The sequence below is a fragment of the Paenibacillus pabuli genome, assembly GCF_039831995.1.
GTDB lineage: Bacteria > Bacillota > Bacilli > Paenibacillales > Paenibacillaceae > Paenibacillus > Paenibacillus pabuli_C.
Genome location: NZ_JBDOIO010000005.1, coordinates 858,289 through 882,655 on the forward strand (window position 1 = coordinate 858,289; position 24,367 = coordinate 882,655).

The window sequence follows — 24,367 nt, forward strand, 5'->3', positions numbered from 1 at the left end:
CCATGTAGACTGTTCAAATATCCTTATTCCATGTTTTTCATTGGTATGTTATGCTTTACGAACATGTGTTCATATTTGAGTTAGGGTTATTCTTGATTAATCGGACAACTTTTTGGGTATTGGACTTAGACTAACCAGAGGCAAAGGTTCGTAGTAAGCCAAAAAAAGTCGCAGGCCGAGGCAGGAATTCAGAATCCAAGCCAGAATACATGTGTAGTAACCTTGCGCGGAGCCGCGGCAATCAGGCGGTTGCCAGGATTCGCAGATACTTTTTTTTTAATTTGGGAGGCTTTTAAAAATGAACAAAACAGATCTGATTAACAACATTTCCACCAAAAGCGGTTTGACTAAAAAAGACGTTGAGTCCGTATTGAACGGCTTCTTGGGAGAAATTACAGATGCACTCGCAAGCGGAGACAAAGTACAACTGATCGGCTTTGGCACTTTTGAAACCCGCAAACGTTCCGGTCGTACCGGACGTAACCCACAAACAGGGAATGAAATTGTCATTCCTGAGTCCACTGTTCCTGCATTTAAAGCAGGCAACAAACTTAAAGAAGCCGTAAAATAATGCGTCTTGATAAATTCCTGAAGGTCTCCCGGCTGATTAAACGCCGCACTGTGGCCAAGGACGTCTCCGAACAGGGACGCGTTCTGATTAACGGACGTGAAGCAAAGCCAAGCGCTGCTGTTAAAGTGGGCGATGAGCTGACGGTTCAGTTCGGTCAGAAGCTGGTCACCGTAAAGGTGGAACGTCTTGCCGAGAGCACCAAGAAGGACGAGGCGAGCAGCCTCTATACCTTGGTTAAGGAAGAGCCGATCGCCAAGGATAACGGGCTGAACTGGTAATCATCTGCCCGATATGCTCTTTTTTTAAATGAAAGCAAGTTAGATAGAAGCGCCTTTCCCATACAGGAAGGGCGCTTTTGTGTCTGAATAAGCAGGAGCATTTCCTTCATCATCCCGGTTCTATTCCCGACTTCCCCTCCATAAGCTAGGTGTAAGAAGGAGGGGTACATGCCATGGTTGAGCACGGTAAACCGAAACAGCATCATTTGAGCATGCAAAATCGCAAACTGCTGGATCTGACAGGTGTCTCGAATGTAGAGAGCTTCGACAGTGAGGAATTTTTGCTGCAGACTGAACTTGGGCATCTGACCATCCGGGGGCACAATTTACATATCAAAAACTTGAGCCTGGAGGAAGGTTTGCTATCCATTGAAGGCACAGTCAGTTCTTTGCAATATCTGGACCCCGGTTCCCAGAACAAGAATGGTAAAGGCCTGTTCGGCAAGATGTTCCGATGAGTCCGGACACGCAGTGGATCACATTAACATGGATGCTGTTATCGGGAATCGTAATGGGTATGGCCTACGACAGTTACCGGGTGCTGTCCGGTCAGCTGCGCTTCCCAAGATGGAGCATGCATACACTTGACCTGTTGTACTGGGTTGCTTCCGCGCTGTTCGTTTTCCGGATGCTGTACGCCGGAAACCACGGACAGCTGCGGTTTTATGTCTTTTTGGGGCTAATTATAGGGGTTTGCTTCTATTTTTGGCTTTTAAGTGTTACAACCCAGCGTTTTGTGGTAATGTTAATTAAACTCGCAAGAACACTTATTCATTGGTGTGGACATATCCTTAACATCCTGTTCGTTATGCCAGCAAAGGGATTATACAAGCTAGTACGCGTGATATTGGGTTTTATACTCGCGATACTGTTATTCCTTGGCAAGCTGGTATTGCAATGTTTGGTACCTTTCGGCAAGTTGTTCCGCTGGATGTTTAGGCCGCTCCTGAAACATTGGGTAACGCCCCGTTGGATGATCCGTGCGGGTTCAAGTATTGCAACGATATGGAAACGCTGGTTTTAAGGAGGTCCAATAATGGGTAAAACACCTGTGGGGAGATCTGCAGCCCCAACAGGCCAAGGGAAATCTGCCGGCGCAAGAAGACGCCTCATGCTCTGGATGACATTCGTTGTTGTGTTTGTTATTTGGGCAGGATATACGTTCCTTGTACAAAATGCACAGATTTCGGACAAGAGTTCGCACTTGGCCGCACAGCAGGCTTCGAAGGAAGAGACGCAGAAAAAGCTGGATCAGTTGAAGTATGAAGTCAGTCGGTTGAAGGACCCTGAATACATAGGACAGCTGGCGAGGAAAAAAGGCTATTACCTGCCTGAAGAAACGCCAATCCAGGTTGAAGAGTCAGGGAACTGATGAAATTACGCTCATGACAGAGCAAGGATTATTATCCATATATCTGAAGCCGTCAAACTGTTAAAAATAGGCTCCCCTGCGGGGTAGAGCTCTGTTGACCTTGGTTTGCGGCATAAGGTATAATTACATTTAGCACAGCATTGATTTTGGCATCTAAAAAATCGGGTTGTATATTTTTAAGGGAGGATCATTTTATTCTATGGCAATTGAAGTGGGCACCAAGTTAGAGGGCAAGGTGACAGGCATCACGCATTTTGGAGCATTTGTGGATCTGTCAGGAGGTGTCACGGGTCTCGTTCACATCTCGGAAATCGCCGACAATTATGTCAAAGATGTCAACGACCACCTGAAACTTAATGACGTCGTTACAGTGAAGGTCATCAACGTTGACAAGGATGGCAAAATCGGACTTTCCATTAAGCAAGCTGTTGACAAACCGGTTGAGCAACAAACACAATCCAGACCCCCGAGAGCTCCAAGACCGGAACGCAGTGGAGGAGATCGCGAACGATTCAGCGGTGGAGGCCCAAGTGGCGGCCAAGGCCGTGGCGGCGGCGGTGGATTTAACCGCGACCGTGGAGGCCGTTCTTTCAAGCCCGCAGCAGGCAAACCTTCATTTGAGGATAAAATGTCACGCTTCCTGAAAGATAGTGAAGAGCGGATCTCTTCGCTCAAGAAGAACACAGAGGGCAAACGCGGAGGCCGTGGAGCCAAGCGCGTGTAATCTGTCTCAACCTGATTTAAAATATAAGAAAAGCCGTTAACCCGTTAGGGTCGACGGCTTTTTTGCGTTTTGTCCCTTTTTTTCTTTTAGTCTGCTGCCTTCGCAAACTTTTTGGGGATTACCGTCGGCTATGCGCGTTCCTCTGGATTCCTAGCTTTTTTTGTAAAGTGGTGCTCCGCAGATGCACTTTTTTCGCGCAAGGATCAAAGGAAATAAGAACATTTGTCGTCTACCATTTTTTACCGACATGTTTCCATGCCATTCCGCAGGTATCCCGTTCAATTCAAGCTGCCGGCAGAACAAATGCCGTTCAAAATCAGACAACCCTGTCCTCGGGGGATCAGGCTGCGAAGGATGGAATGACAATAAGGCCGGGGGTTTCGCTCCTCCGCGCCGTGCTTGTTTCTTTTGTCGTAAACTTTTTCAACCCTATCCACCTATTGTGACAAACTACGTCTTCTAATCTATCTATAATCAGAGCCATCGAGAATGAAACACGAAAACAAATAATCGAATGGGGTGCCTTGGGATGATGGAAAAGTGGAATGTCATTCAATTTCCGGGAATGAAAGCTGGTAAAGGGAGTACCGAAGCTCGGGAGGAGCTGTCCGTACGTCTCAAACAGTGGATTACCTCCCGTAAGGCTGTCCAGTTCGTTGCTGCGCGCAAATGGGTGCTGCTCCTTACATTTATGGGATTTTTATTGGGGAAGGCCATGATTCTGAATGAACTATCGCCATTTGCGATTGCGTACTTCGCGGTGATTGCCTTCATGCGCAGGGATTACATTATTCCCGTGGGGGGTGCTTTGCTGGCGGGAAGCCTGTTTGCTCCGTTTCCGGTTCCACTTATCGTTGCGTCTGAGATGGCGATCTTCTATCTCTTGTTCAGAGGGCTGGAGTCTTATGACCGTGCTGAATTATCTTATGCACCAACAATGGTGTTTACGACTACTTTTATGGTCAAGTTATTCGCGGTCGTGATTGGTCCGTCTTTCAGTTGGTACGCCATGTTAATGCTCACGATGGACTCCGTACTCAGCTTCGTGCTTACCCTGGTTTTTATACAAGCCATACCGATTTTTACGTATCGCAAAAAGAAATTCAACCTAAAGAGCGAGGAGATCCTCTGCCTGATCATATTGCTCGCCTCCGTTATGACTGGCGCGGTGGGCTGGACCATTCAGTCCCTTTCCGTAGAGCATATGCTCTCTCGTTATTTGATTCTGATCTTTGCGCTGGTGGGCGGAGCCCCCCTGGGGGCATCGGTCGGAGTCATTACGGGTCTGATCCTGAGCCTCGCCGACATGTCTGCCGTATACCAGATGAGTCTGCTCGCTTTTGCCGGGATGCTGGCGGGTATGCTGAGAGAGGGTAAACGTGCAGGCGTTGCACTGGGAATGCTGCTCGGCTCATCTATTCTGTCCATTTACCTGGGCGGTCCAGGTGACGTGATGAATTCCTTATGGGAGACGTGCGCAGCTATTGTTCTGTTCATGCTTACACCTAAAAGCATGATGGCGGCCATATCCAAATATGTGCCGGGTACACAGGATCATACCAAATCGCAGCATGAATATGCGAAGCGGATTCGGGATATCACGGCAGAACGAGTAACCCGCTTCTCGCAGGTGTTCCGCCAGCTTTCACGCAGCTTCGATCAGATGTCCGGTACGGGAGAACCGGTACAGAACGAAGGCGGCATGGAGCATTTTATGAATGCGGTAGCAGAGGGAACGTGCGCAGGATGCTTCAAACGTACGCAGTGCTGGGATGCCAAGTTTATTCAAACGTATAAGTACATGACGGATGTGATGAGTTCCATTGAGGCCAATCCGGAGATGTCGGGCAAACAAATTCCTGTGGAGTGGAACAGGGTATGTGCCAAACCGGAGGAGGTACTCGAAGTAATGCGTGCCCAGTATGGGCTTTACCAGCATAATATGCAGTGGAAGCGTCAGATTGTGGACAGCAGGCAGCTGGTTGCTGAGCAATTATCTGGAGTATCTCAGGTAATGGAGGACCTGGCCAGAGAAATCCAACGGGAAAGTGAGGAGATGGTGCAGCAGGAGGAACAGATTCGGGATGCGCTGGAGTCGCTGGGCCTGTCCATACATTCAATTGAAATCATCAATCTGGAGGCAGGTAACGTGGAAATCGAGATTGTTCATGCCTATACTAGGGGGTTTGATGAATGCCGAAAGATGATCGCGCCGCTGATCTCAGATGTCCTGGACGAGCATATTGCTGTTCTCCATGAGACGATGACAGATCCCCGTCAGGGTCTGGCGACCGTTACCTTCGGCTCAGCCAAAACTTATGAAGTGACTACAGGGGTAGCTGCGGCTGCCAAAGGGGGAGATTTGCTATCCGGGGACAGCTTCAGCACTGTTGAACTGGGGAATGGTACCTTTGCGGTGGCACTCAGTGATGGTATGGGTAACGGGGAACGTGCGCGCATGGAGAGCAGCGCGGCATTAAATATCCTGGAGCAACTGCTTCAATCCGGCATGGATGAGAAGCTGGCGATCAAATCTGTGAATTCCGTGTTAATGCTGCGCTCTCCTGAGGAGATGTACGCTACGGTAGATATGGCTCTGATTGATGAATACACGGCAGAGACCACTTTTATGAAAATCGGCTCGACTCCGAGCTTTATTAAACGCGGACAGGAGGTTATTCAGGTATCGGCCAGCAACCTGCCGATCGGCATTATTAAAGATATCGAAGTGGATCTGGTCACCGTACAGCTTCAACCAGGCGATATATTGATTATGATGACCGATGGAATATATGATGCACCAGGGTATGCGGTCAACAAGGAGTTATGGATGAAACGTCTCATTCAGGAGATTGATAGTGACGATCCGCAAGAGGTAGCTGACTGCTTGCTTGAGAGTGTGATTCGATATCAACAGCATGAGATTTTGGATGATATGACTGTCGTTGTAGGAAAGGTGGAGCACTTCCGTCCCGAATGGGCCACATTGCGCGTACCGGGCATTAACCGGATGGAGCGTCCGCGTACGGTTAGTTAATTGCATGATTCTCTGTTTGAAGTCTCTTCATTATGGCAATGCTAGTCATAGAATTGGAGAGTAACGAAAACGGAGGGATTTCGGATGAAGCAGATCTTGTTGATCACCGACGGTTGTTCTAATGTAGGTACAAGTCCGGTGCTGGCAGCGGCAGAAGCCCGTGAAGAGGGAATCACGGTTAATGTGGTTGGTGTGATTGATTATGGAACCATTGGTGAGCTGGGTAGCCGGGAGATTGAGGATATTGCCAAAGCCGGAGGTGGAATCAGCCAGATCGTCGGCACAAGGCAGCTTGCCCATACGATGCAGATGATGACAAGGAAAACAGTGGTTCAGACCATTCAGCAGGCGGTTAATAGAGAGTTAACACAAATTCTGGGAGAGAAAGTGTCTAAAACCGTAACTGACCTTGAACCTGCACAGCGTGCTCAGGTAGTGGAAGTAATCGATAATTTGGCTGAAACGACTCCTCTTCAAGTTATCCTGTTGATCGACGTAAGTGCAAGCATGAAACCAAAGCTCGCTGCTGTCGAAGAAGGAATCCGGGATTTGATGTTGAGCTTGCAGGCGCGTGTAGGGCAGAGCAAGCTCTCGGTATTTCATTTCCCGGGCCGTCATAGCGGAGAAGAGGCTGTGATGGATATCAGCTGGACATCTGATCTGGGCAGTGTTCGTTCCCTGTTTGGACGTCTGCAGATGAAGGGTGCGACGCCGACAGGTCCTGCGATTCAGAAGGTGATTGATTTTTACCGTTATGGTACACTGGAGGGACAGCAGGAAATAGAAGGGAACTATCGCATTGAAAGAGAAGGGATGCTCGGTGACAACGTTGTCTGATGCCTCTTTCCCGCCAGGAACAGTAATTACAGGGAAATGGAATCGCAGCCGTTATACGATTCGCAAGCTGCTGGGCAAAGGCGCCAACGGCATCGTTTTTCTTGTCCAGCGGGGTGAGAATGGCAAACACTATGCACTAAAGATGGGATTTGATCCGTTCGATCTACAATCAGAGATTAATGTACTCAAATCGTTTCAGCTGCAGCGTAATCATGAGGCCCTTAAGCAGAGTGGTATTCCTTCCTATCTTAAGGATGTGGACGATTATGCCATTCAGGGACGGGATATTCCCTTTTATGTGATGCGGTATGTTCGGGGTGAGGCTCTTCACCACTTCATCCGGCGCCAAGGGACGGACTGGACGCTGTTGGTTGGGCTTAGACTCCTGCAGAAGCTGGCACAATTGCATCAGGCGGGATGGGTATTTGGTGATCTTAAGCCTCAGAACGTACTGGTATCCGATTTTGGTCAGGTAGAGCTCATTGATTATGGTGGGGTAACGTCGATTGGACGAAGTGTGAAACAGTTTACCGAATGGTATGACAGGGGTTTCTGGAATGGCGGAAGCCGAACAGCAGACGGGACCTACGATGTCTTCGCTTTTGCTTTGTTATTGATTCATGTACTGGAGGGGGAAGCGCTCAAGGCGCTGGCTGCCGAAGGATTGCCACAACTGCGGAGTGTCAATCAGCTTACGGCCCTGGTGGAGCGCAGCGAAAGGCTGCGACCGTTTCGTAATTGGACGATTCAGGCTCTTCGGGGACAGTTCCGGGATGCCGGACATGCAGCCAAAGCCTGGAAAGACATGATGGCCCGGCCTGCACCTCTTCGCCGGCGTTCATCAAGCTCTACACCACGCTGGCTGAAAAATGCATTCGCTGTATCCGTTATATTACTTATTGGGGTACTCATCTATGCACTGCGTTTTTAATCTTTACAGGTGCATATACATAACGCAAGGAATGAGGAACAGGTATGGAAGCTTTACGCTGGAACGAGCTGGTGAATCATGTGCTGGAGGCAGCGGAAGAGCATCAGTTATGGGTTCCCGGGGATCGGATCATCGTCGCGGTATCGGGCGGACCGGACTCGGTGGCTTTTTTGCATATTATGCATGAGATTAGTACAAGACATGTTCCGCTGGAACTGGTCTGTGCTCATGTACATCACGGGTTCCGCCAAGAATCCGATGAAGAGGCCGAAATGGTTGGGAAAATGGCGGCACAGCTAAATATCCCTTTTGAATGGGTAAAGGTTGATATTCCTTCTTATATGAAGCTTACAGGGAAGGGACCGCAGGAAGCGGCACGTGATAGGCGGTATGCCTTTTTGCATCAGGTAGCTGACCAATATGGTGCGGCAAGCATTGCTCTGGCACATCATGCAGACGATCAGGCAGAGACGGTTATGCTTCATTTATTGCGTGGGAGCGGACTAACCGGACTGTCCGGAATGAAGTTTAAACGGCGGGAAAAAAATGTGGAACTTATTCGTCCATGTCTTCGTATAAACAAGACAGACCTTGTAGAAGCTTGTAATACTCAGGGATTTCTGTACTTTAATGATGCAAGCAATTCCCAGCGTAAATACCGGCGCAATGCCATTCGCTTGGATGTGCTTCCTTATTTGGGGCAATATAATGGACAGCTCACGCCGTCTTTGAATCGGCTTGCCGAAATTGTGGGCGATGAAGACGATTTCATGGAGCAAGGTGCATATGACGCATACAGGTGTCTAGTGCAGGTGAACGGCGGAAGGCAAACCTTTGAGGTGCCTTCCTTTTTGAAGTTACATGTCGCTTTACAACGAAGGTTGATTAAACTAATATTGAATTATCTGCCTTTGGACAGTGATTTTGTCGACTTTACCCGTATCGAAACCATTCGCCGCAAGGTGACACAGCCTTATGCGAAGACCTGGAGCCTAGATATAGGACAGACACTCGCTTGTACCCGGGAGTATGATCTGGTTTCCTTCGGCATACGGACAGACGTACAGGATCAATCTTTCGAGTATCGTCTCTTGCAATGGAACGGAACTTATGAGCTTTCACTCAGGGAGATTGACCGATATCTTCGGATCATTCCTATGAGTCCCGAGGACTATCTTGTACCGGAAACGGCGGATCAGGCCGCATTTGATGCGGATCAACTGCTCATGCCGCTGGTTGTGCGTTCACGGTTACCTGGAGATACCATGAAAGTCATGGGATTAAACGGAAGCAAAAAGGTGAAAAATATTTTCATCGATGAAAAAATCCCCCCCTCTGTCCGTCCGCGTATTCCCGTGGTTTGTGACGGAGCAGGCAACATTATCTGGTTGCCGGGTGTTCGCCGGTCTAATATTGCGCCGGTGAAGGAGGATACTTCCGCCATCCTGTACATGACTGTAGGCAATTCAGCGATTCAGGGGTAGTGGTTATGGTTCAGGTAAGGCTTTCATAGTATAACTTAGGAGGTTCGCACAGTTGCAGAACGACATTCAGGAAGTATTGATCAGTGAAGAAGAAATCCAAAGTAAAGTCAAGGAATTAGGCGCAACACTAAGTGCCGAATACGCAGGTCGCAATCCTTTGGTCATTTGCGTGCTCAAGGGTGCGTTTATATTTATGGCTGATTTGGTTAAAAACATAACGGTACCTGTTGAAATGGATTTCATGGCAGTATCGAGTTATGGAGCATCCACCAAATCGTCAGGCGTTGTTAAGATCATCAAAGATCTCGATGTCTCGGTTGAAGGACGTGAGGTTCTCATTGTCGAGGATATTATCGATAGTGGACTTACGCTCAGTTATTTGATTGAGCTGCTGCAAAATCGCGGTGCCGAAACGGTGCGCGTGGTTACGCTTTTTGACAAGCCTTCAGGCCGTAAGGTTGAGCTTGAAGCTCATTACACCGGCTTTGACATCCCAGACGCATTCATCGTCGGATACGGTTTGGATTATGCCGAGAAGTACCGGAATCTCCCTTACATCGGGATTTTGAAACCGGAAGTATACAGCAGTTAAAGTGCATGCTAGTTCCAAGCCCAGTTCTGCTCGTGCCTTCTGTTGAGAAGCCATGTCGGGCTATGTTAAAATAATTAAAGTGTCTCGAGAGGAGGTAGGGGATGAATCGGTTCATCCGGAATTCTGGTTTTTATTTGATTCTTTTTTTAGTCGTGGTGGGCATAGTGCAGTTCGTCAGCAATGGCGGCGAAGCCACAGATAATCCTAGATATGATCAGTTGCGCACGGCGGTTAAGGCGAACAACATCTCAGAATTGACGGTTCAATTCGACGGTCAGTCTTTTCTTGTGACCGGTCAATATAGAGAGAAGCCTAGCGAAGCCAAATCAGAAAATTTCTCAACGTACATTCCTCCTACGGATGAAGCGATTAGTGAACTTGTAGCGGCAAGTGAAGCTAATAATTTCAAGTTAAATCAGGAGCCAATGAGAGGTGACAGCATCTGGCTGACACTTCTGACATCCTTTATTCCTTTGATCATTATGTTCCTGCTGTTCTTCTTCCTGTTTAATCAGGCACAAGGCGGCGGCGGTAAAGTAATGAACTTTGGTAAAAGCCGTGCCCGTCTCTATAACGAAGAGAAGAAGCGGGTTACATTTGAAGACGTCGCAGGTGCGGACGAAGAGAAGCAGGAGCTTGTTGAGGTCGTTGACTTCCTCAAGGATCCTCGCAAATTCGCAGCTGTAGGTGCACGGATTCCTAAGGGCGTATTGCTCGTGGGGCCTCCGGGTACTGGTAAAACGTTGCTTGCTCGTGCCGTTGCAGGTGAAGCGGGTGTGCCGTTCTTCAGTATCTCGGGTTCTGACTTCGTCGAAATGTTTGTCGGTGTCGGTGCATCCCGTGTACGTGACTTGTTTGAAAATGCAAAGAAAAACGCCCCATGTATCATCTTTATTGACGAGATTGATGCAGTAGGACGTCAGCGTGGAGCTGGCCTTGGCGGTGGTCACGATGAACGTGAACAAACGCTCAACCAGTTGCTCGTTGAAATGGATGGATTCGGAGCGAACGAGGGAATTATCATCGTTGCTGCAACGAACCGTGCAGACATTCTGGACCCTGCCTTGCTGCGTCCTGGACGTTTTGACCGTCAAATTACGGTTGACCGCCCTGATGTAAAAGGCCGTGAAGCCGTACTGAAAGTACACTCCCGCAACAAACCACTCACAAAAGATGTGAAACTGGACATTATTGCGAAACGTACGACAGGCTTCTCTGGTGCGGATCTTGAAAATCTCTTGAACGAAGCGGCATTGCTTGCAGCGCGCCGTAACCGGAGAGACATTTCCATGAAAGAAGTTGACGAGGCAATCGACCGTGTCATCGTAGGTACGGAGAAGAAGAGCCGTGTCATCAGTGATCGCGAGAAAAGAATCGTTGCTTATCACGAAGCAGGCCATACCATTGTAGGATACTTCTTGGAACATGCCGATATGGTACATAAAGTAACCATCATTCCGCGCGGACGTGCGGGTGGTTATGTAATCATGTTGCCAAAAGAAGACCGTATGCTGGTGACCAAGCAAGAGCTCTTGGACAAAGTTACAGGACTCCTCGGGGGCCGTGTGGCAGAAGAATTGTTCATTGGTGAAATTGGTACTGGTGCATACAGTGACTTCCAGCAAGCGACAGGTATTGTTCGCAGCATGGTTATGGAATACGGTATGAGTGAGAAATTGGGACCTATGCAATTCGGAAGTTCACAAGGACAGGTATTCCTTGGACGGGATATCGGCCATGAACAGAATTACTCGGATTCCATCGCTTATGAGATTGATCAGGAAATGCAGCGCTTTATCAATGAATGTTACGAGAAATGTAAGGACCTGCTCGTAAAACATACAAGAGAGATGCATTTGATCGCTCAAACGTTGCTTGAAGTGGAGACACTGGAAATGGATCAGATCAAACAATTGATCGAGACTGGTTCCTTGACTCCAAAAGCGGAGAGCGATGATGATAACGAAGGTACGCCAAGTGAAGGCGGAGAGCCAATCATCGATAACATCGGTGATGTGCGTGTCCGTATTCAAGGCAAAGATGAAACACCTGAGCCACCGGCCGGAGATATCCCTAACGATGCTCCGAATCTGGATAAAGGCAACAGCAATGACCCAGATGATGGCGGTACGAAGCCAACGTCTTAATGTTTATCAGAACCTGCGTTCTGAGAACAGATAAAAGAGAGCCGAGAGGCTCTCTTTTTTTTGTGCGTTTTATTCAAATTGCATAGATAATGATAACTGCGAGCTAGAGCGCGAACTACGCAGGAAATAGTTGATTAAGGCGTTGTTCTGCACCTTTTTCATTTATTGACAGAGTCGTGAACGTTGTGTACATTAGGTGTTAAACCGCTTGTGATTCGTTTCTCAAGCGAAAATATCGACGCAGATAGTCACAGGAAACGGCGCATGACGCCGTCCCGTCAAAGGAGAGGATCACAGGTGGAAGCTCTGGCTTTAGAGCGCAAGGCTGAGATGAACCGGGAGCTGCGAGAGCGGCTGATGGAGTTGAAGAAGGAACGTAACGCTATTATTCTTGCTCATTATTACCAACGTGACGAAGTACAGGAAGTAGCCGATTTTCGCGGAGATTCATTCCTACTGGCACAAAAAGCCGCGCAAACGGATGCGGATGTCATTGTATTTTGCGGGGTTCATTTTATGGGTGAAAGCGCTAAGATCTTAGCCCCGAACAAAACGGTTATCATTCCGGATGAACGTGCAGGATGCCCTATGGCAGACATGGTGAATGTTGAGGGCCTGCGTAAACTGAAAGCGCAGCATCCAAATGCAAAAGTAGTGACGTATATCAATTCCTCGGCTGAGATCAAGGCGGAGACCGACATCTGTTGTACATCGGCCAATGCAGTCCGGGTGATTCAATCTGTTGATTCTGATGAGATTATCTGGGTGCCGGATAAAAACCTGGGACACTATGTTCAGCAGCATACAGACAAAAAAATGATCATCTGGGAAGGGTATTGCAACACACACGATATGCTGACCGTAAAAGATGTCGTCGAGATGAGAGCCAAATATCCAAATGCCGAGTTTGTCGTACATCCGGAATGTCGTCCGGAAGTTGTGGAGATGGGAGACTTTGTAGGCAGCACGACGGCAATTCTTGAATACTGTAAAAACTCTTCCGCCAAGGAATTCATCGTAGGGACGGAAGATGGCACAGGATATCAGCTGCGACTGGATAGCCCGGATAAACAATTCCATTTTGCCACCAAGTTCCTGGTGTGTCCAAACATGAAGGTCAACAACCTGAAGAAACTGGTTAAATGCCTGGAAACGATGAAGCCGCAAATTTACGTGCCACCGGCTGTTGCAGACAAAGCCAGAGAATCGCTAGAGCGCATGTTACTGGTGAAGTAGCATGCGCTACTCTTGCTCCGAGACAGGTGAATAGGATGATACCGCAATATATAGTGGATTTTGATCTGTCCGTGCTGCCAATGGTGGAGACGGATGTACTCGTTATTGGTTCTGGCATTGCCGGATTGTATACCGCCATCAGGGCAAGCAAACATAACCAGGTATTGATGATCACGAAGAAGTCGTTACTGGAGAGCAATACCCGCTATGCACAAGGTGGCATCGCTGCTGTAATCGCTGAAGATGATTCTCCTGCATACCATCTGCAGGATACACTTGTGGCTGGAGCGGGCCTGTGTCGCCGCGAGGCAGTGGAAGCATTGGTAAACGAAGGCCCGGATGGAGTACAGGAACTGATCCGTCTGGGCACGTTGTTTGATGTGGAGAACGGCGAGCTGGCGTTGACGCAGGAGGGTGCGCACAGTCACCGCCGTATTTTGCATGCAAATGGAGATGCGACTGGATATGAGATCGTGAGAGCACTTGCTGCTCAAGCAAGTGAACATTCAGGTATTGAAGTCTGGGATGAGCATTTTGTCATTGACTTAATCACGGATCATGGAGAATGCGTAGGGGCTCTGGTTCAGAAATCGGACGGCGAGAAGGTATTTGTAAAGGCGCGCGCTACAGTGCTCTGTTCCGGCGGGGCGGGGCAATTGTACCGCTATACAACCAATCCGGAGGTAGCTACGGCTGATGGCATCGCCATGGCATACCGTGCGGGAGCAGTCATTCGAGATATGGAGTTCATCCAATTCCACCCGACTTCCCTATGTTATCCGGGAGCTCCGCGCTTCTTGATTTCTGAAGCGGTACGGGGTGAAGGTGCATTTCTGCGAAATATCAAGGGTGAGCGTTTTATGGAACGTTATCATCCACAGCTTGAACTTGCTCCGCGTGATATTGTTGCAAGAGCGATTGTCAGTGAGATGGAGATGACGAACAGTACATTTGTATATCTGGATATTACTCATGAATCGGCAGAGTTGATCAAGCATCGATTCCCTACCATATATGAGACCTGTATGCGGTACGGACTGGATATGACCACAGACTGGATTCCGGTTGCTCCTGCAGCACACTATATGATGGGCGGCGTTAAAACGGACTTGAACGGGGAGAGCAGCATTGGAAGGTTGTTTGCTTGCGGTGAAGTTTCCTCAACGGGAGTACACGGAGCCAATCGACTGGCGAGTAACTCATTGTCTGAAGCCATTGTTTTTGGACACAGAATTGTTGAACGTATTCAATCACTGCCGCCGCTGAATTCAGTACAGATTGAAAGCCCTTTGCCGCATAGTACGGGGATTAGAAAATGGGAAGAGCAGCAGCCGATTTCCGAACGGCGTCTGCGTTTGCAGAAGATGATGGTTCGTCAGGTGGGCCTGAGACGTAACGGTGTCGGCTTACAAGGAGCCATGGATAAGCTGAAGATTGAAATGGACATCTTCGATCATGTGCTGACACACAAGGAAGAGATGGAATACGCCAATCTTCTGACCTGTGCCTGGCTGGTAACGAGTGGAGCATTACATCGTCAGGAGAGTCGGGGGGCACATTACCGCGAGGATTTCCCGCTTCGTGATGATGCGGCTTGGCAGAAGCATAGTTTGCAGCAACGAGAACAAGCGATTGTGGAGGAATTGATGTCATGATACTGAATGGATATAATGAAGGACTCATCGAATCCATTAAAAACTGGCTTCGCGAGGATGTGGGGGCAGGGGATGTTACCACGAGCGTGACAATTCCGGCAGGCCATCAGTCCAAGGCCGTCATCCACGCCAAAGACCATGGGATCATTGCGGGCATATCGGTAGCTGAACTGGTATTTCAGGTGGTAGACCCATCGCTCGTGTTTAGACCGTCGGTACAGGATGGAGACGAGGTTACACGTGGAAAGACTCTGGCAGAAGTGGAAGGAAGCACCCACAGTTTGCTTACAGGTGAACGGCTGGCGCTAAACCTGCTGCAGCGCATGTCTGGTATTGCAACACGCACACGTTCATATGTTGATGCATTGGAGGGTCTCTCTACGAGATTGGTTGATACACGTAAAACAACACCTGGCCACCGCATGCTTGAAAAATATGCAGTGCGTATTGGTGGAGGGGCGAATCATCGATTCGGATTGTATGATGCGGTTATGATTAAGGATAACCACATTAAAGGAGCAGGCGGCATCACAGAAGCGGTGCAGCGGGCAAGGGCTGTCATTCCTCATACGATGACCATTGAGGTGGAGACAGAGAATCTGGCACAGGTGAACGAAGCCTTGCAGGCAGGTGCAGATATCATTATGCTGGACAATATGCATCCGGATCAGATGCGTGAGGCCGTTACAGTTATTCGCAAAAAATCTCCGCATGTAAAAGTGGAAGCATCAGGTAATGTCTCTCTGAACACGATCCGGGGGATTGCCGAGAGTGGTGTGGATGTAATTTCAGTTGGAAGGTTAACCTATTCTTTCGAGAGCCTTGATATCAGCCTAGATTTAAACGAAAAGAAAGAGAGGTGAACCTCTTTGATTCTTGTTGTAGACGTGGGCAACAGCAATATTGTACTCGGCGTGTATCAAGGCCGGTCGTTGCTCCACCATTTTCGCCTGAGCACATCCCGTCAGTCCACAGTGGATGAATACGGCGTATTGATTTATAATTTATTTCATATGTCGGATATATCAACACGCGACATCGAAGGAGTCATCATCTCATCGGTGGTTCCTCCACTTGTGCATGTGATGGAAACGATGTGTGAAAAATATGTTGGCAAAAAGCCGATGGTTGTCGGACCTGGCATCAAAACAGGCCTGAACTTAAGGTATGAAAATCCACGTGAGGTAGGCGCAGATCGCATTGTTAATGCGGTGGCAGCCGTTGAGAAATATGGTGGTCCACTGGTGGTTGTTGACTTTGGTACTGCCACGACCTTCGATTGTATTGATGAAAAGGGCAACTATCTTGGGGGAGCCATCGTACCGGGCATTCATATTGCCACCGAAGCGCTCTATGAGCGGGCATCCAAGCTGCCTCGCATCGAACTGGAGAAGCCGAAGAAGGTCATAGGACGCAATACGGTGCATGCCATGCAGGCTGGTATCATTTATGGCTATGCCGGGCAGGTCGACGGAATTGTTGATCGCATTCGTACAGAGATGGGCGTAGAGCCCAAAGTCATTGCAACCGGGGGGCTTGCACCTCTGATTGCAGAGGAGACACGCAGCATCGAGGAAGTCGATCCGCTGCTTACGCTGGAAGGGCTGCGTATCATTTATGAGCGGAACCGGGAAAGGTAAGGAAAGAGACGGCATGCAGCGGGCTGATTTAACAGTCTTACGTATTGTGCCGTTTTTTCTGTAAATTGAACGGATTTATAAGTTGAAGGCACGTCCAAATCAATTTATATATCGTGTTTCAGAGATAATATAGTATACGCCAAAGGAGGCTGAATGACTTGGAAAACAACAAACAGGACCGCTTGATTCGCGGTACAGCAATGGAAGGACGGGTTAGAGCCTTTGCTGTCCAAACGACGGAGTTGGTTGAGGAATTGCGCAGAAGACATGATACGTTTCCCACGGCTACAGCTGCCATGGGGCGTACGGTAACCACTGCAGCCATCATGGGTGCAATGCTTAAAGGTGAAGAGAAGCTGACTATTCAGGTCAAGGGCGACGGTCCCATTGGACAGATCGTTGCCGATGCCAATGCCAAAGGGGAAGTTCGTGGTTATGTGACGAATCCGCATGTGCATTTGCCAAGCAACAGCATGGGTAAGCTTGACGTTAGAGGAGTTGTGGGCACAGAGGGCTTCGTGAACGTAACGAAAGACCTTGGCCTGAAGGAACCTTATCGTGGTAGTGTGCCGATTATTTCGGGAGAGCTGGGCGAAGACTTCACATACTATTTTGCCAAATCGGAGCAGACACCTTCTGCTGTAGGCGTTGGCGTACTTGTAGATACCGACAATTCGGTCATTGTTTCCGGCGGATTCATTATACAGCTGCTGCCAGGATTGACCGACGATGAAATCACCGTAATTGAAAATGCGATCAGCACGTTGCCTGCTGTGACGACGCTGCTGGAGCAAGGGCTTGAACTGGAAGAATTGCTGAAGCGAGTACTGCCGGATGTACAGGTTATGGATGGAATGGATATTCATTTCCGCTGTGAATGTTCCCGGGAACGGGTCGAAAAAACGTTGATCAGCTTGGGTCAGCACGAAATGGAGCAACTGATTGAAGAAGAAGGCAAAGCAGAAGTGGTGTGCCAGTTCTGCAATGAAGCTTATGATTTCAACAAGGAACAACTCGAGACCATTCTAGAGCAAGCCAAGAACTGATATAAGCGGGGACGGGACGCGGAATGACGAGACAGGAAAAAGGGCTGTGGACGGCTGTAATTGTCCTGACGCTCGGCATGCTGGTGATGGGCACGGTAATGATAGTCCAGGGTATGAGACCAGGACGGGATGATACCGATGCCCCTCATGATACAGGTCAGGAAGAAGGTAGCGCAATTGCCACAATTAACGGAGAGGTCATCACCGACAAGCAATGGTCTGATGCTCTAAAACGGCGCTACGGCAGCGATATGCTCCTTCAGATGCTGAACCGCAAAGCCGTTTATGCGGAGGCTGTAGATCGAGACCTGACAGTCACTCCAGAGGAAATAGCGAAGGAACTGTCTGCTGCGATGGATGGCTATGATTCGGAACAGGCATACTTCGACGAGATGAAATCCCAGCTCGGCCTGACAAGACAGGAGCTTGAACTGGAAGCTGGTTATCGGCTTTTATTGGAGAAAATCGCTACGAGTGGCATTCAGGTCAAGGATGCAGACATTGAACATTATTGGGAAGAGCATCGCGAGGACTTTGTCTCTCCCGAGAAATACGATTTGTCCATGATTATGGTGGCGGATGAGGATCAAGCCAATTCGTTACTGGATGAGCTGGAGCAGGGTGCGAACTTTGAAGATATGGCAAAAGCTGAATCAACAGACAGTTTCACTCGTGACTCCGGTGGGCGGCTGGGCTGGATAGAACAGAATGATCCGTTTCAGCCGGAAGACATCATGAACCTGGCCGAACAATTGGATATAGGCGATATTGCTGGACCGGTGCAGGTTGAACAAGGATACGCCCTTATCAAATTAAACGACAAGCAGGATGCCCAGGTCCAATCGGCAGAAGAGGTACGCGAAGATATTCGGATGCAGCTGGCACTGAGTCAGGCTGATCCGCTTCCCCAGGTGGAAGAGAGGCTGCGTAACAAATATGAAGCCGTGATTATCGCCGAGATTCCTGCTTCCTGATTTTTTGAGCGGTGGTTGGGTTGGGATACTGCATCGTGATAAAAATACTCTGTCTACAGGCTTAGGGCCCAGGACAGAGTATTTTTTTGATTACTCATATTGACAATGACGTGCAACGTTGATAAGATAAAAATAATAAATACCTACTCGTTTACTCGGATTAAAAGCAAGTTTAACTCTAAGAAACCTTCGGAAACCTCGGATCCATTCCTTGGATAAGCGATTAGACCAGATGGAATAAGGGATTTCCGCAGTTCTTCTATAACATCAAGAGGCTGCTCCGGCCGCACAATATAAGCAACAGGACTTAAGTATTATTCATCCCACTAAGGAGGGCATTCATATGGCTAAAGTTGTTAATAACGTAACAGAACTCATCGGAGGTACTCCGCTTGTTCGTCTCAACCGTATCGTACCTGAAGGCAGTGCTGAAGTATTCGTGAAACTTGAGTATCAGAACCCGGGATCGAGCGTCAAGGATCGTATCGCGATCAGTATCGTGGAAGAAGCGGAAAAAGAAGGCAAGCTGAAACCAGGTGATACCATTATTGAAGCAACAAGTGGTAACACGGGAATTGGCCTTGCAATGGTAGCTGCAGCCAAAGGCTACAAGTCTGTTATTGTTATGCCTGAAACGATGAGCTTGGAGCGTCGTAACTTGCTTCGTGCCTATGGTTCTGAGCTTGTGCTCACGCCAGGATCCGAGGGAATGAACGGTGCTGTCAAAAAAGCAGAAGAATTGCTTAAGGAAAACCCAACGTACTTCATGGCTGAGCAGTTCAAGAATAAAGCAAACGTGAAAATTCACCGTGAAACAACAGGTCCTGAGATCGTTGAAGCGATTCAGTCTGTTGGCGGTACATTGGATGCTTTTGTTGCAGGAATTGGTACCGGCGGAACGATTACAGGTACAGGCGAAGTGCTGAAAGAAGCTTTCCCTTCAATTAAAGTTATTGCTGTAGAGCCAGCCGCATCTCCAATTTTGGCAGGCGGCAAGCCAGGTCCTCACAAAATCCAAGGGATCGGTGCCAACTTCATTCCTGAGATTCTGGATCAGGAAATCTATGACGAGATCATTCACATTGAGAATGATGATGCATTCGAAACGGCTCGTCAGGTAGCGAAGGAAGAGGGCATTTTGTCCGGTATTTCTTCCGGTGCAGCGATTCGTGCAGGTCTGCAAGTAGCCAAACAGCTGGGTGCAGGCAAACGTGTTGTTGTCATCGTGCCAAGTAACGGAGAGCGTTACCTCAGCACACCGCTTTACAACTTTGAAGCTTAAGCGTAAGCATATTGATATTAATCCTCCGTGCCCACATGTTGGGTATGGAGGATTTTTTGCTGAATGCTTTTAAAAGATGCGGTGCTTTAGTATACTATCAGACAATAGAACTAGCGACAGATGGAGGGCGGCTAACCGCAATGACACACCTGATGACAACATACGCCGACTGGACAGAGTGGGCCGGACAAGGCTGGACCATGATGCCGTATATGATCAAGTCGGATGAGGAGCCGGTTCATGGCGGTTTACCGTTAACATGGGAGGCAGCTTGGCACGAGGCGTCGCCTTATGCCATGGTGCTGGAGAACGGAAAGGGCGGAAGATATACATTTCTGGGGCTGCACCCGGTATCCGTTATTTCAGGCAAGGGACATGACGCGGTCATTCATGATCTGAAAGAAGGATTGAAGTCAACAGATTCGGGCAAGCCGCTGGACGTATTAAAAAGGTGGTCAGCTCCGTACAATGCTCCCAAAGTGATCGGTGCTCCGGACTTTGGTGGGGGGAGTGCAGGTTATCTCAGCTATGACGTAGCCAGATCGCTGGAGAACCTGCCAACGTTAGCTGAAGACAATCCGGCCTTGCCTGACTACTGGTGGATGCGATTTGAAGAGCTTTGGGCATATGACCATGAACAAGAGGCGCTGTACTGCATGGTCCATCTGCCGTTAAGAGCGGAACCGGATGAGGCATACCTTCAAGTCTTGTATACAGAAGCCGAAAAGCGTGCTGAAGTCATGCGGCAGCGTTGGCTGCATATTCTGGGCTTTGCTCAAGCGGAGGAGCACCAGCAAGCATTGGAGCATCGCAGCAGGCACATGCATTTAGCTCAGGAGAAGGAGAAGGAGGATGCTGACAAGGAAACGGAGGGATGGCAGACTTCATTTCCCCAACAGGATTTTGAACAGGCTGTACGCACCGTACAGGAATATATCCGGCAGGGCGATGTGTTCCAAGTAAATCTTTCCTTGCGGCAGGAAAAGCGAATTCAATCCAGTGCCGAGCATATCTACGAATGGCTGCGCCTCGTGAACCCATCGCCTTATATGGGAATGCTTCGCAGCCCGGACTTCCAGCTGGTGAGTGGTTCACCGGAGCTTCTTGTCAAAGTGGATAACGGTAAGGTAAGTGCACGTCCAATCGCGGGCACACGGAGAAGAGGTCGTGACACAGCCGAGGATGAAGCCATGGCCGCTGAGCTGTTGAACAGTGAGAAGGAACGGGCTGAGCATATTATGCTGGTCGATCTGGAACGCAATGATATCGGGCGAATAGCAGCCTATGGGTCTGTTCATGTACCTGAATTGATGACCATCGAGAAGTATTCGCATGTCATGCATCTGGTTTCCCAGGTGGAGGTAAGGCTTGCAGATGGTTTATCCGTTTTCGATGTCATTGCAGCCACATTCCCTGGTGGAACGATTACCGGTGCTCCCAAGGTGCGGACCATGGAAATTATCGAGGAGCTTGAGCCTGTACGGAGAGGCCCATATACAGGATCAATCGGGTGGATGGACTACAGTGGGAATATGGAGCTGAATATCGTCATACGAACACTGGCTATCAAGGATGGAATGGGCTATGTCCAAGCGGGAGCAGGCATTGTCATTGACTCCGATCCGTATCGGGAATACAAGGAGTGCCGGAATAAAGCGAGAGCGATGATGAGGGCCGTGAACTATAGTGAGGAAGCGGAAGCGGTCAAATTAAAATAATCGAAGCAACCGTCATTATATCGACGGAAGAAGAGGGAGGAACGAGGATATGATTCTGGTTATCGACAATTATGATTCCTTCACGTACAACCTGGTTCAATATCTGGGTGAACTGGGAGAAACGGTGGAGGTCCGCCGGAATGATGAGATTGATCTAGCAGGTATTGAGGCATTGGCACCTGATCATATTTTGATCTCTCCTGGACCTTGTACTCCGAATGAAGCGGGGATCAGTCTGGCTGTCATCGATCAATTCAAGGGCAGTGTTCCAATCTTTGGCGTTTGTTTGGGACATCAAGCCATTGGACAAGCCTTTGGAGGCAACGTTATTCGTGCAGACCGCATGATGCATGGCAAAACCTCTGAAATGCATCATAACGGAACATCTGTATTTGCCGGACTGCCTTCTCCATTTACGGCAACCCGCTATCACTCCCTCATTGTGGAGCGCAGCAGTTTGCCCGATTGCCTGGAGATTACAGCCGAGACGGCAGAAGGTGAAATTATGGGACTGCGCCATAAGGAGTTTGCTATTGAAGGTGTGCAGTTCCATCCTGAATCGATCATTACGGATCATGGGCATCAGATGCTGCGCAACTTTCTGTCCCAGAAGGTGAAGGTATAGGAATGCAATACGCCGCGATAAACGGAAATGTGGTCCATATGGCGGCAGCCGTGGTTCCGGTAACGGATCACGGCTTTTTGTACGGACTGGGCTTGTTTGAGACATTTCGGACCTATCAGGGAGTCCCCTTTTTGCTGGAACGTCATTTGGAACGAATGGCTGCAGGCTGTGCAGAGCTTGGGATCCCATTTACGACGACAGTAGAAGAAGTGAAAGACTGGATTAACCGTCTGCTGCAGGCAAACGGGCTTTCGGATGCGTATGTACGGTACACGGTTTCAGCAGGAGAAGCTGCACTTGGATTGCCCTCCGGGGATTATGAAAATCCCAATCATATCGTATTTGTAAAAGCATTACCTGAGCCCTCCCCATCCTTATACGAGAAGGGCAGATTGCTTCAGTGCTTATCGACAGTTCGGAACACACCTGAAGGAAATATCCGATTCAAATCACTGCACTACATGAACAGCATTCTTGCCAAACGAGAATTGAATGGATACGGTAAGCTCGCTGAAGGGGCGGAAGGCCTGCAGTTCACCCGGGAAGGTCATGTGGCTGAAGGCATTGTCAGCAATGTATTCTGGGTACGGCAGGGTGTTCTCCATACGCCATCCATTGATACGGGGATTTTACCAGGCATTACTCGGGCAGCAGTTCTGGAACTTGCAGCTTATATGGGAGTGGCCAGCGTCGAAGGATTATATACCTGGGGTGAGCTGCAGGAAGCAGATGAAATATTCCTGACAGGATCGGTGGCAGAGCTGGTGCCTGTTACCACTTTACGGGGGCAGAACGGAAACGAAACGATAATCAGCAACGGACATATCGGCCCGGTTACAGCAGCACTTCTGGGTATGTACCGTCAGAAAGCGGGGTATACTTCATGACACTCACACCAGTCATTTATGAACGGAACTATTCATGGGGGCCGGCTGAACTCAAGCTTGGCACACGGACACAGATCATGGGCATCCTTAATGTTACGCCGGATTCCTTCTCCGATGGAGGTCGCTACAATCAGGTAGACCTGGCAGTTGCCCATGCAATACAGATGATGGAGGATGGCGCAGATCTGATTGATATCGGCGGTGAATCCACGCGCCCAGGGTCGGAGGTCGTCAGTGCCGAGGAAGAGCTCAGCCGAATCATACCTGTAATCGAGGCATTACGGCTGCAGGCTCCGCACATTCCGATATCCGTGGATACCTATAAGGCGGAGGTTGGCCGTCAGGCCATTTTAGCCGGTGCTCACATTATTAACGATGTATGGGGAGCCAAGGCCGACCCGGATATGGCCCGCACGGCTGCCGAGCTGGGATGTCCAATCATTTTGATGCACAATAGACCTGAGCGAGACTACACGAATTATTTGGATGATGTGGTTCAGGATCTGCAGGAAAGTATTCAAGTTGCCCTGGACGCTGGAGTGAATCCGGATCAGATTATTCTCGACCCTGGTATTGGCTTTGTGAAGGATCTTACGGAGAATCTGACTCTTATGTCATCCCTTGGACTGCTTAACGAGATGGGGTATCCGGTCCTGCTGGCTACTTCGCGCAAACGATTCATCCAGAATACCCTTCAAGTGCAGGCCAATGATGCAGTAGAAGGGACGGCTGCAACGGTTGCATTCGGCATCGCCCAAGGCTGCCAAATGGTCCGGGTTCATGATGTGAAGCCGATCCGGCGGACGGCGGACATGTGTGATGCCATGCTGTATGCCTCTCCGGGTCTGCGGAGGAAATAACCTGGCGGGTCCGGATGACCCGTTCTGTGGAAGCGCAGCGTTTTGCATGAGGTAATGAACGAGTAGTGACACATAATTTTAATATTATAGAAGGCGGGCGGATCTTATGGACAGAATGGTACTTCATCGGATGGAATATTACGGATATCATGGTGTTTTTGCAGAAGAACGGAAGCTCGGACAGCGCTACTATATTGATCTGGAGATTGATATGGATCTGGGTGATGCCGGACGTAACGATGATCTGACCAAGACGATCAACTATGCAGAAATCCATGAACTTGTGAAACAAATTGTTGAAAACAAATCATTCCAGTTAATTGAAGCTTTGGGCGAACATATTGCATCTTCGTTACTGGACACTTATACTATTATCAATGCTTTGACAGTCAAGGTGACGAAGCCACATCCGCCGTTTGATATTCATTTTGAGGGCGTGACGGTAGAGCTTCGCCGCACAAGAAAGTGAGA

At 48.9% G+C, this 24,367-nt stretch carries 24 protein-coding genes; all 24 read left to right on the top strand.

What is annotated here, in order from left to right; translation table 11 throughout:
• The first annotated feature begins 298 nt into the window (after positions 1–298).
• The 24 genes from ABGV42_RS30570 to folB all read left to right on the top strand — a co-directional run bounded on the left by ABGV42_RS30570 (position 299) and on the right by folB (position 24,365).
• Positions 299–571 carry an HU family DNA-binding protein gene (locus tag ABGV42_RS30570; RefSeq protein WP_017691362.1) on the top strand — a complete coding sequence of 91 codons (273 nt, stop codon included), beginning with the start codon at positions 299–301 and terminating at the stop codon, positions 569–571.
• Positions 571–849: an RNA-binding S4 domain-containing protein gene (locus ABGV42_RS30575; RefSeq protein WP_095293361.1), complete on the top strand. Its 279-nt coding sequence runs from the start codon at positions 571–573 to the stop codon at positions 847–849. The genes ABGV42_RS30570 and ABGV42_RS30575 overlap by 1 nt, the downstream gene beginning before the upstream one ends.
• A 173-nt stretch (positions 850–1,022) precedes the next feature.
• Positions 1,023–1,307: a sporulation protein YabP gene (gene yabP, locus ABGV42_RS30580; RefSeq protein ID WP_175394619.1), complete on the top strand. Its 285-nt coding sequence runs from the start codon at positions 1,023–1,025 to the stop codon at positions 1,305–1,307.
• Positions 1,304–1,873 carry a spore cortex biosynthesis protein YabQ gene (gene yabQ, locus ABGV42_RS30585; RefSeq protein ID WP_347385059.1) on the top strand — a complete coding sequence of 190 codons (570 nt, stop codon included), beginning with the start codon at positions 1,304–1,306 and terminating at the stop codon, positions 1,871–1,873. Before yabP ends, yabQ begins: the two co-directional genes overlap by 4 nt.
• A gap of 12 nt (positions 1,874–1,885) precedes the next feature.
• On the top strand, positions 1,886–2,221 hold the full coding sequence (locus tag ABGV42_RS30590) for an FtsB family cell division protein (RefSeq protein ID WP_347385060.1): 336 nt from the start codon (positions 1,886–1,888) through the stop codon (positions 2,219–2,221).
• A gap of 199 nt (positions 2,222–2,420) precedes the next feature.
• A complete protein-coding gene (locus ABGV42_RS30595; RefSeq protein WP_095293365.1) occupies positions 2,421–2,945 on the top strand; it encodes a S1 domain-containing RNA-binding protein in 525 nt (174 codons plus the stop codon).
• Between the two features lie 529 nt (positions 2,946–3,474).
• Positions 3,475–5,982 (top strand): stage II sporulation protein E, encoded by a 2,508-nt coding sequence (gene spoIIE, locus ABGV42_RS30600; protein WP_347385061.1) that lies wholly within the window; start codon positions 3,475–3,477, stop codon positions 5,980–5,982.
• Between the two features lie 84 nt (positions 5,983–6,066).
• Positions 6,067–6,819, top strand: coding sequence for a VWA domain-containing protein (locus ABGV42_RS30605; protein ID WP_347385062.1), 753 nt, complete (start codon positions 6,067–6,069; stop codon positions 6,817–6,819).
• Entirely contained in the window at positions 6,803–7,750 is a 948-nt protein-coding gene (locus ABGV42_RS30610) for a serine/threonine protein kinase (RefSeq protein WP_347385063.1), read from the top strand. Before ABGV42_RS30605 ends, ABGV42_RS30610 begins: the two co-directional genes overlap by 17 nt.
• A gap of 44 nt (positions 7,751–7,794) precedes the next feature.
• Positions 7,795–9,234 (top strand): tRNA lysidine(34) synthetase TilS, encoded by a 1,440-nt coding sequence (tilS, locus tag ABGV42_RS30615; protein ID WP_347385064.1) that lies wholly within the window; start codon positions 7,795–7,797, stop codon positions 9,232–9,234.
• A gap of 52 nt (positions 9,235–9,286) precedes the next feature.
• A complete protein-coding gene (hpt, locus tag ABGV42_RS30620) occupies positions 9,287–9,826 on the top strand; it encodes a hypoxanthine phosphoribosyltransferase (RefSeq protein WP_127540872.1) in 540 nt (179 codons plus the stop codon).
• Positions 9,827–9,927: 101 nt separating this feature from the next.
• A complete protein-coding gene (gene ftsH, locus ABGV42_RS30625; protein ID WP_347385065.1) occupies positions 9,928–11,973 on the top strand; it encodes an ATP-dependent zinc metalloprotease FtsH in 2,046 nt (681 codons plus the stop codon).
• Positions 11,974–12,270: 297 nt separating this feature from the next.
• The gene (gene nadA / locus ABGV42_RS30630; RefSeq protein WP_062329366.1) at positions 12,271–13,209 is read left to right on the top strand and encodes a quinolinate synthase NadA; all 939 of its coding nucleotides are present in this window, start codon (positions 12,271–12,273) and stop codon (positions 13,207–13,209) included.
• Between the two features lie 35 nt (positions 13,210–13,244).
• A complete protein-coding gene (nadB, locus tag ABGV42_RS30635; protein WP_347385066.1) occupies positions 13,245–14,864 on the top strand; it encodes an L-aspartate oxidase in 1,620 nt (539 codons plus the stop codon).
• Positions 14,861–15,727: a carboxylating nicotinate-nucleotide diphosphorylase gene (gene nadC, locus ABGV42_RS30640; protein WP_347385067.1), complete on the top strand. Its 867-nt coding sequence runs from the start codon at positions 14,861–14,863 to the stop codon at positions 15,725–15,727. Before nadB ends, nadC begins: the two co-directional genes overlap by 4 nt.
• Positions 15,728–15,733: 6 nt before the next feature.
• Positions 15,734–16,504, top strand: a complete 771-nt coding sequence (locus ABGV42_RS30645; RefSeq protein WP_347385068.1) for a type III pantothenate kinase — start codon at positions 15,734–15,736, stop codon at positions 16,502–16,504.
• Between the two features lie 158 nt (positions 16,505–16,662).
• Positions 16,663–17,550 (top strand): Hsp33 family molecular chaperone HslO, encoded by an 888-nt coding sequence (hslO, locus tag ABGV42_RS30650; RefSeq protein ID WP_347385069.1) that lies wholly within the window; start codon positions 16,663–16,665, stop codon positions 17,548–17,550.
• A 23-nt stretch (positions 17,551–17,573) separates the two neighbouring features.
• Positions 17,574–18,524 (top strand): peptidyl-prolyl cis-trans isomerase, encoded by a 951-nt coding sequence (locus ABGV42_RS30655; protein WP_347385070.1) that lies wholly within the window; start codon positions 17,574–17,576, stop codon positions 18,522–18,524.
• A 343-nt stretch (positions 18,525–18,867) separates the two neighbouring features.
• On the top strand, positions 18,868–19,806 hold the full coding sequence (cysK, locus tag ABGV42_RS30660) for a cysteine synthase A (RefSeq protein ID WP_110756311.1): 939 nt from the start codon (positions 18,868–18,870) through the stop codon (positions 19,804–19,806).
• Positions 19,807–19,946: 140 nt separating this feature from the next.
• Complete coding sequence (locus tag ABGV42_RS30665; RefSeq protein ID WP_347385071.1) at positions 19,947–21,524, top strand: anthranilate synthase component I family protein; 1,578 nt, start codon at positions 19,947–19,949, stop codon at positions 21,522–21,524.
• A gap of 49 nt (positions 21,525–21,573) precedes the next feature.
• Positions 21,574–22,149 (top strand): aminodeoxychorismate/anthranilate synthase component II, encoded by a 576-nt coding sequence (gene pabA, locus ABGV42_RS30670; protein ID WP_347385072.1) that lies wholly within the window; start codon positions 21,574–21,576, stop codon positions 22,147–22,149.
• A gap of 2 nt (positions 22,150–22,151) precedes the next feature.
• Entirely contained in the window at positions 22,152–23,036 is an 885-nt protein-coding gene (locus tag ABGV42_RS30675) for an aminotransferase class IV (protein WP_347385073.1), read from the top strand.
• The gene (folP, locus tag ABGV42_RS30680) at positions 23,033–23,896 is read left to right on the top strand and encodes a dihydropteroate synthase (RefSeq protein WP_347385074.1); all 864 of its coding nucleotides are present in this window, start codon (positions 23,033–23,035) and stop codon (positions 23,894–23,896) included. Before ABGV42_RS30675 ends, folP begins: the two co-directional genes overlap by 4 nt.
• Positions 23,897–24,002: 106 nt before the next feature.
• Positions 24,003–24,365: a dihydroneopterin aldolase gene (gene folB / locus ABGV42_RS30685; RefSeq protein ID WP_347385075.1), complete on the top strand. Its 363-nt coding sequence runs from the start codon at positions 24,003–24,005 to the stop codon at positions 24,363–24,365.
• The last annotated feature ends 2 nt before the right edge of the window (positions 24,366–24,367 follow it).

Excerpts from the sequence above, each read along its gene's own strand:
- spoIIE (WP_347385061.1), top strand. The coding sequence starts at position 3,475 with ATGATGGAAAAGTGGAATGTCATTCAATTTCCGGGAATGAAAGCTGGT.
- cysK (WP_110756311.1), top strand. The coding sequence starts at position 18,868 with ATGGCTAAAGTTGTTAATAACGTAACAGAACTCATCGGAGGTACTCCG.
- ftsH (WP_347385065.1), top strand. The coding sequence starts at position 9,928 with ATGAATCGGTTCATCCGGAATTCTGGTTTTTATTTGATTCTTTTTTTA.
- yabP (WP_175394619.1), top strand. The coding sequence starts at position 1,023 with ATGGTTGAGCACGGTAAACCGAAACAGCATCATTTGAGCATGCAAAAT.
- ABGV42_RS30665 (WP_347385071.1), top strand. The coding sequence starts at position 19,947 with ATGACACACCTGATGACAACATACGCCGACTGGACAGAGTGGGCCGGA.
- ABGV42_RS30655 (WP_347385070.1), top strand. The coding sequence starts at position 17,574 with ATGACGAGACAGGAAAAAGGGCTGTGGACGGCTGTAATTGTCCTGACG.
- pabA (WP_347385072.1), top strand. The coding sequence starts at position 21,574 with ATGATTCTGGTTATCGACAATTATGATTCCTTCACGTACAACCTGGTT.
- tilS (WP_347385064.1), top strand. The coding sequence starts at position 7,795 with ATGGAAGCTTTACGCTGGAACGAGCTGGTGAATCATGTGCTGGAGGCA.
- nadB (WP_347385066.1), top strand. The coding sequence starts at position 13,245 with ATGATACCGCAATATATAGTGGATTTTGATCTGTCCGTGCTGCCAATG.
- yabQ (WP_347385059.1), top strand. The coding sequence starts at position 1,304 with ATGAGTCCGGACACGCAGTGGATCACATTAACATGGATGCTGTTATCG.
- ABGV42_RS30570 (WP_017691362.1), top strand. The coding sequence starts at position 299 with ATGAACAAAACAGATCTGATTAACAACATTTCCACCAAAAGCGGTTTG.
- ABGV42_RS30605 (WP_347385062.1), top strand. The coding sequence starts at position 6,067 with ATGAAGCAGATCTTGTTGATCACCGACGGTTGTTCTAATGTAGGTACA.
- ABGV42_RS30595 (WP_095293365.1), top strand. The coding sequence starts at position 2,421 with ATGGCAATTGAAGTGGGCACCAAGTTAGAGGGCAAGGTGACAGGCATC.
- ABGV42_RS30575 (WP_095293361.1), top strand. The coding sequence starts at position 571 with ATGCGTCTTGATAAATTCCTGAAGGTCTCCCGGCTGATTAAACGCCGC.
- ABGV42_RS30590 (WP_347385060.1), top strand. The coding sequence starts at position 1,886 with ATGGGTAAAACACCTGTGGGGAGATCTGCAGCCCCAACAGGCCAAGGG.
- folB (WP_347385075.1), top strand. The coding sequence starts at position 24,003 with ATGGACAGAATGGTACTTCATCGGATGGAATATTACGGATATCATGGT.
- folP (WP_347385074.1), top strand. The coding sequence starts at position 23,033 with ATGACACTCACACCAGTCATTTATGAACGGAACTATTCATGGGGGCCG.
- ABGV42_RS30675 (WP_347385073.1), top strand. The coding sequence starts at position 22,152 with ATGCAATACGCCGCGATAAACGGAAATGTGGTCCATATGGCGGCAGCC.
- nadC (WP_347385067.1), top strand. The coding sequence starts at position 14,861 with ATGATACTGAATGGATATAATGAAGGACTCATCGAATCCATTAAAAAC.